Below are 5,000 nucleotides of genomic sequence, written 5' to 3'. Positions count from 1 at the left end.
CTGGAAACCATGCGCTCGACCAGCGACGGCTTCGAGATTGCCGAACAGGACCTGGCGCTGCGCGGCCCGGGCGAATTGCTGGGCACTCGCCAGACCGGTCTGGCCGGCTTCCGCGTCGCCGACCTGGCGCGCGACGCCGGGATGCTGCCGCAGGTCCACCTGCTGGGCGACCGGCTGCTGGCCGAGGCGCCGGCCACCGCCGACCTCCTGGTCTCCCGCTGGATCGGCGGCGCCGCCCGCTACGCGGCGGCCTGACCCGTACAATCGGTGCATGCCCAGAATCCCCCTCCTGATCGACACCGATCCCGGCGTCGACGACGCCCTGGCCCTGTTGATGGCGTTCAACGACCCCGGCCACGAGGTGGTCGGGCTTACCGTCTGCGCCGGTAACGTCGGACTCGAACACACCGTGGCCAACGCGCTGAAGCTGTGCGAGGTCGTCGGCCGCGACGACGTGCCGGTCTTCGCCGGTGCCGATCGGCCGCTGCTGCATCCGGCCGGGGACGCCGGATACATCCATGGCCGCGACGGGTTCGGCGAAGCCGGGCTGGCGCCCGCCGCGCGTGGCGCCCGGGACGAGCACGCGGCGCTGGCCATCCTGCGCCTGTCGCACGAGCACGCCGGCCGCCTGCTGCTGGTGGCGCTCGGCCCGCTGACCAACCTGGCCCTGGCGCTGCGGCTCGACCCGACCCTGCCGCAGCGGGTGGCGCGTTGCGTGGTGATGGGCGGGGCGGTGACCGGCAAGGGCAACGTCTCCGACGTGGCCGAATTCAATGCCTGGTTCGACCCCGAAGCGGCACGGATCGTGTTCGAGGCCTTCCCCAGGGTGGAGCTGGCCGACTGGGAGGTGGTGCTGCGCCATCCGCTCGGGGTGGCCGACACGGAGGCCTGGATGCGCGCGCCAGGTCCGCGGGCGGCGTTCTATGCCGCCATTTCCCGGTTCACGCTGGACTGGTGGCGCGAGCGCGGGCATGCGGAGTGGTGCTGCGCCGATGCCGTGGCCATGGCCCTGGCGCTGGAGCCGGGCTCGGCCGCGCCGCTGGAGGAGCGCCCGATGGCCGTGGAACTGGCCCATGGGCCGGGCCGCGGGGCCACCGTGGTGGACTGGGAGCGTTCCGGCGCGGGTCCCGACAACGTCGCGATCCTCATGGACTACGACCAGGCTCGTTTCGAGGCCCTGGTCCGCGGCGCCCTGGCCGGCTTGCACGAAGGCCCCGCCGGCGGCTAAAATACCCGGCTTACTCCCGCAAAACGCCCCCGGTGCGACCATGAAGGCCGATATCCATCCCGATTACCACGAAGTCGTGTTCCAGGACGTGACCTCGGACTTCCGGTTCCTGACCCGTTCGACCCTCACCAGCAAGGAGACGGTCAAGTGGGAGGACGGCAACGAGTATCCCCTGGTCAAGGTGGACATCTCGTCGGCCACGCATCCGTTCTATACCGGCCAGAACAAGATCATGGACACCAGCGGCCGCATCGACAAGTTCAAGAAGCGCTACACCAAGTAAGCGCCGGCGAGTCGGCGCGAACGCAGTGCCGGACGGCCGCCCCAGGGGCGGCCGTTTGCGTTTTCTGCGATAATGGGCGGATTCCGATGACCCCCACACAAGCGCCGCCGATGAAGCCGCGGTGCGCATGCATCGAGGAGCCAGCGCAGTGTCCCAGAAGCCTTCCTTCGACCAGGTAACCCTGGCCGCCGCCGACAAGTCCGTGGTCCTCCCGGTGCAGGCCGGCACCCTCGGCAACCCGTGCATCGACATCGGCAGGCTGCCGAAGGAAACCGGCTGTTTCACCTACGATCCCGGCTTCGGCGCCACCGCGTCGTGCAAGTCGGCGATCACCTACATCGACGGGGACGAAGGCGTGCTGCTGTACCGCGGCTATCCGATCGAGCAGCTCGCGGCCAAGTCGAACTTCCTCGAGGTCGCCTACCTGCTGATGCACGGCGATCTGCCGACGAAGGGCGAGTTCGCGTCGTTCGAGAGCGACGTCACCCACCACACGATGATGCACGAGGCGTTCAAGAGCTTCCTCGGGGGCTTCCGCCACGACGCGCATCCGATGGCGATGCTGGTCGGCATGCTCGGCTCGATGGCCAGCTTCTACCACAACACCCTGGACCTGGACGATCCGGAGCAGCGCCGCATGGCCGCGGTGCGACTGATCGCCAAGGTGCCGACGATCGCGGCCGCCTGCTATCGCCACTCGATCGGCTGGCCGTTGAGGTACCCGCGCAACAACCTCGAGTACGTCGACCGCTTCCTGCACATGATGTTCGAGGTCCCCGCCGGCCCGCTCGAACTCAAGCCGGTCGCCGCGCGCGCGCTCGACCTGCTGTTCATCCTGCACGCCGACCACGAGCAGAACGCGTCGACGTCGACCGTGCGCCTGGTCGGCTCCACCGGCGCAAACCCGTACGCCTGCGTCGCCGCCGGCGTGGCCGCGCTGTGGGGCCCTGCGCATGGCGGCGCCAACGAGGCCGTGCTGAAGATGCTGGCCGAGATCGGCGACGCGAAGCACGTGCAGTCGGCGGTCGACAAGGCCAAGGACAAGGAATCGGGCTTCCGCCTGATGGGCTTCGGCCACCGCGTCTACAAGAACTTCGACCCGCGCGCCAAGATCATCCGCGAGATGTGCCACGAGGTGCTGGCCGAACTCGGCGTCAACGACCCGATGCTCGAGGTTGCGATGCGCCTGGAGGAAGCGGCGCTGAAGGACGACTACTTCGTGCAGCGCAAGCTCTACCCGAACGTCGACTTCTACTCCGGCATCATCTACAAGGCGCTGGGCATCCCGACCGAGATGTTCACGGTGATGTTCGCGATCGCGCGCACCGCCGGCTGGGTCTCGCACTGGCTCGAGCAGCAGGAAGACCCGGAAGCCCGCATCGGCCGTCCGCGCCAGATATACACCGGCCACGCCGCACGCGACTACGCCAAGCCCTGACCCGTGGGAGCGGCGGAAGCCGCGAATCAAAAGCCCCGCACGTGAGCGGGCGGTTGGCGACGTCGCCTTTCCAGCGTAAGCGTGCGAGGAACCCGCGTCGCGGCTGCCGCCGCTCCTACGGCAGGGCGGCTTCGTAGGCGGAGATTTCGTCTTCGGCCAGCAGCTGGCGCAACTGGGCCAGCGAAGCCCGCTTCATCGGGCGCTCGTCGACCCCCGACAGCGGCGCCTGGCGCAGGACCGCTTGAGGCAACACCGTCAGGTCGAACGTCAGGTCCTCCGCCGAGAACAACCACACCGGCGCATCCAGCTCGCGATGCGGATCCAGCCGCAGCCGGCGGCTGCGCGCCTCGGCCGGGATCGCGTGCTCGGCGAGGAAACGCGGCACCGCGTCCGCATCGTCCGCGTGCAGGTGCAGCGCGACCGGGCTGTTGGCGTCGGCGGTGCCGTCCAGGACGGTGCCGACCAGGCGCGGATCGAACCGGGCCAGGAACTCGAGCGCGCGTGCGGCGGCTTCGCGACGGGCGCGCAGCCCGGCCGCATGGGACTCTCCCGCGAACAGGCGCTGGTACTCGCGCAGCGCATCCTCGATCTCGCGGTTGCGCGGCAACGACGCGTCGTCGTGGATGCCCAGGCGGTCGGCGGCCTTGAGCTTGGCCTGGTGGTAGTCGCGGATGCCGCCTTCGGCCATCAGCCGGGCCGCCTCGTTGGCGAGGCGGTGGCGGCGTTCGCGGGTGCGGGTCAGCGCGTGTTCGTGCGCATAGCGGCGGGCGTGGGCATGGGGCATGTCGCGCTCTCCGGTCTCGCGGGATGTCTGCCGCGGCCCCGACTGTACTCCATGCCCCGTCAGAAGATGTCGAACGCCGCCTCGTCCTGCATGGCCGGATCCGGCTCGATGTAGGTCTCGGCCTCCATCCGCTCCAGGTCCTCGGCCTTCACCCACTCGCTGATGCCGGTGCTGCCGGCCGGCAGCAGCCGGCCGCCGGCATCCACTGCAACCTTGACCATGCCCTCGGGAGGCTCGTTCGGGGCGACCGGCCGGCCCTCGAGGGCGACGCGCATGTAGTCGATCCAGATCGGCAGCGCGGCCCGGCCGCCGTACTCGCCGTAACCGAGCGAGGTGAAATCGTCGCGGCCCACCCAGACGGTGGTGACGATGTCGCCGCCGAAACCGGAGAACCAGGCGTCGCGGTGCTCGTTGGTCGAGCCGGTCTTGCCGGCGATGTCCTCGCGCTTGAGCACCCTGGCGCGCACGCCGGTGCCGCGCTGGACCACGTCGCGCATCATCGACACCATCTGGTACGCGACGCGGGCGTCGATCGCGCGCGGCGCGAGCACCGCGTCGGACGCGGGCACGGTGGTCGCGGCCGACCGCGGCTTGCCGCGCGAGACCTCGCGCTCGGCCGGCGCCGGACCCGACGGGCCCAGGTTGAAGCCGGCCACCACGTTGGAGGCCTTGCGCGTGCTCGCCGTTCGGGCCGACGTGGACAGCGCGCAATCCGGGCAGGCGACGGCCGGCTCGGCGGCGAACAGCACCTTGCCGTCGCGGTCGCGGACTTCGTCCACGTACCAGGGAGTGACCTGGAAGCCGCCGTTGGGGAAGGTCGCGTAGGCGCCGGCCACCATCAGCGGCGGCAGCGACGCGGTGCCCAGCGACATCGACAGGTTCGGCGGCAGCATGTCCTTGTCGATGCCGAAATGCGCGATGTAGCGACGGGCGTAGTCGATGCCGATGGCGTCGAGCAGGCGCACCGAGACCAGGTTGCGCGACTGCACCAGTGCCTCGCGCAGGCGCATCGGGCCGGCGAAGTTGCCGGTGTCGTTCTGCGGGCGCCATTCGTTGCCGGCGCGGTCCTTGAACACCACCGGGGCGTCGAGCACGATCGAGGCCGGGGTGAAGCCACGCTCCAGCGCCGCTGCGTACAGGAACGGCTTGAAGCTGGAACCGGGCTGGCGCCGCGCCTGGGTGGCGCGGTTGAACTTGGTGCCCGCATAGCTGAAGCCGCCGACCAGGGCACGCAGCGCGCCGTTGTTCGGATCCAGCGACACCAGCG

The 5,000-nt window shown here is 70.0% G+C and carries 5 protein-coding genes and 1 pseudogene; 4 read left to right on the top strand and 2 right to left on the bottom strand.

The features are described 5' to 3' along the window. The 4 genes and pseudogenes from QAA18_RS12345 to QAA18_RS12330 all read left to right on the top strand — a co-directional run. Window positions 1-255 (top strand): annotated as a pseudogene (locus tag QAA18_RS12345) (ATP-dependent DNA helicase RecG); the annotation flags it as partial. Between the two features lie 16 nt (window positions 256-271). Further along, the gene (locus QAA18_RS12340; protein ID WP_279413346.1) at window positions 272-1,228 is read left to right on the top strand and encodes a nucleoside hydrolase; all 957 of its coding nucleotides are present in this window, start codon (window positions 272-274) and stop codon (window positions 1,226-1,228) included. 40 nt (window positions 1,229-1,268) lie between these two features. Then, window positions 1,269-1,511: a type B 50S ribosomal protein L31 gene (locus QAA18_RS12335; RefSeq protein ID WP_279413343.1), complete on the top strand. Its 243-nt coding sequence runs from the start codon at window positions 1,269-1,271 to the stop codon at window positions 1,509-1,511. 148 nt (window positions 1,512-1,659) lie between these two features. After that, the gene (locus tag QAA18_RS12330) at window positions 1,660-2,949 is read left to right on the top strand and encodes a citrate synthase (protein WP_279413341.1); all 1,290 of its coding nucleotides are present in this window, start codon (window positions 1,660-1,662) and stop codon (window positions 2,947-2,949) included. Between the two features lie 115 nt (window positions 2,950-3,064). Here the strand turns inward: QAA18_RS12330 and QAA18_RS12325 are convergent, their stop codons facing one another. Beyond that, entirely contained in the window at window positions 3,065-3,733 is a 669-nt protein-coding gene (locus tag QAA18_RS12325; protein WP_279413339.1) for a hypothetical protein, read from the bottom strand. A 59-nt stretch (window positions 3,734-3,792) separates the two neighbouring features. Then, window positions 3,793-5,000: penicillin-binding transpeptidase domain-containing protein (locus QAA18_RS12320; protein WP_279413338.1), on the bottom strand; the 1,208-nt coding region annotated here is incomplete at its 5' end.

Origin of the sequence: Luteimonas sp. 8-5 (assembly GCF_029763755.1) — a bacterium.
Lineage (GTDB): Bacteria > Pseudomonadota > Gammaproteobacteria > Xanthomonadales > Xanthomonadaceae > Cognatiluteimonas.
The sequence above is the reverse complement of the archived record's forward strand: the minus strand, read 5'-3'. Positions and strand labels throughout refer to the sequence as shown.

What these genes read in the sequence shown, in the direction of transcription:
- QAA18_RS12340 (WP_279413346.1), top strand. Translation starts at nt 272, where the DNA reads ATGCCCAGAATCCCCCTCCTGATCGACACCGATCCCGGCGTCGACGAC.
- QAA18_RS12335 (WP_279413343.1), top strand. Translation starts at nt 1,269, where the DNA reads ATGAAGGCCGATATCCATCCCGATTACCACGAAGTCGTGTTCCAGGAC.
- QAA18_RS12325 (WP_279413339.1), bottom strand. Translation starts at nt 3,733, where the DNA reads ATGCCCCATGCCCACGCCCGCCGCTATGCGCACGAACACGCGCTGACC.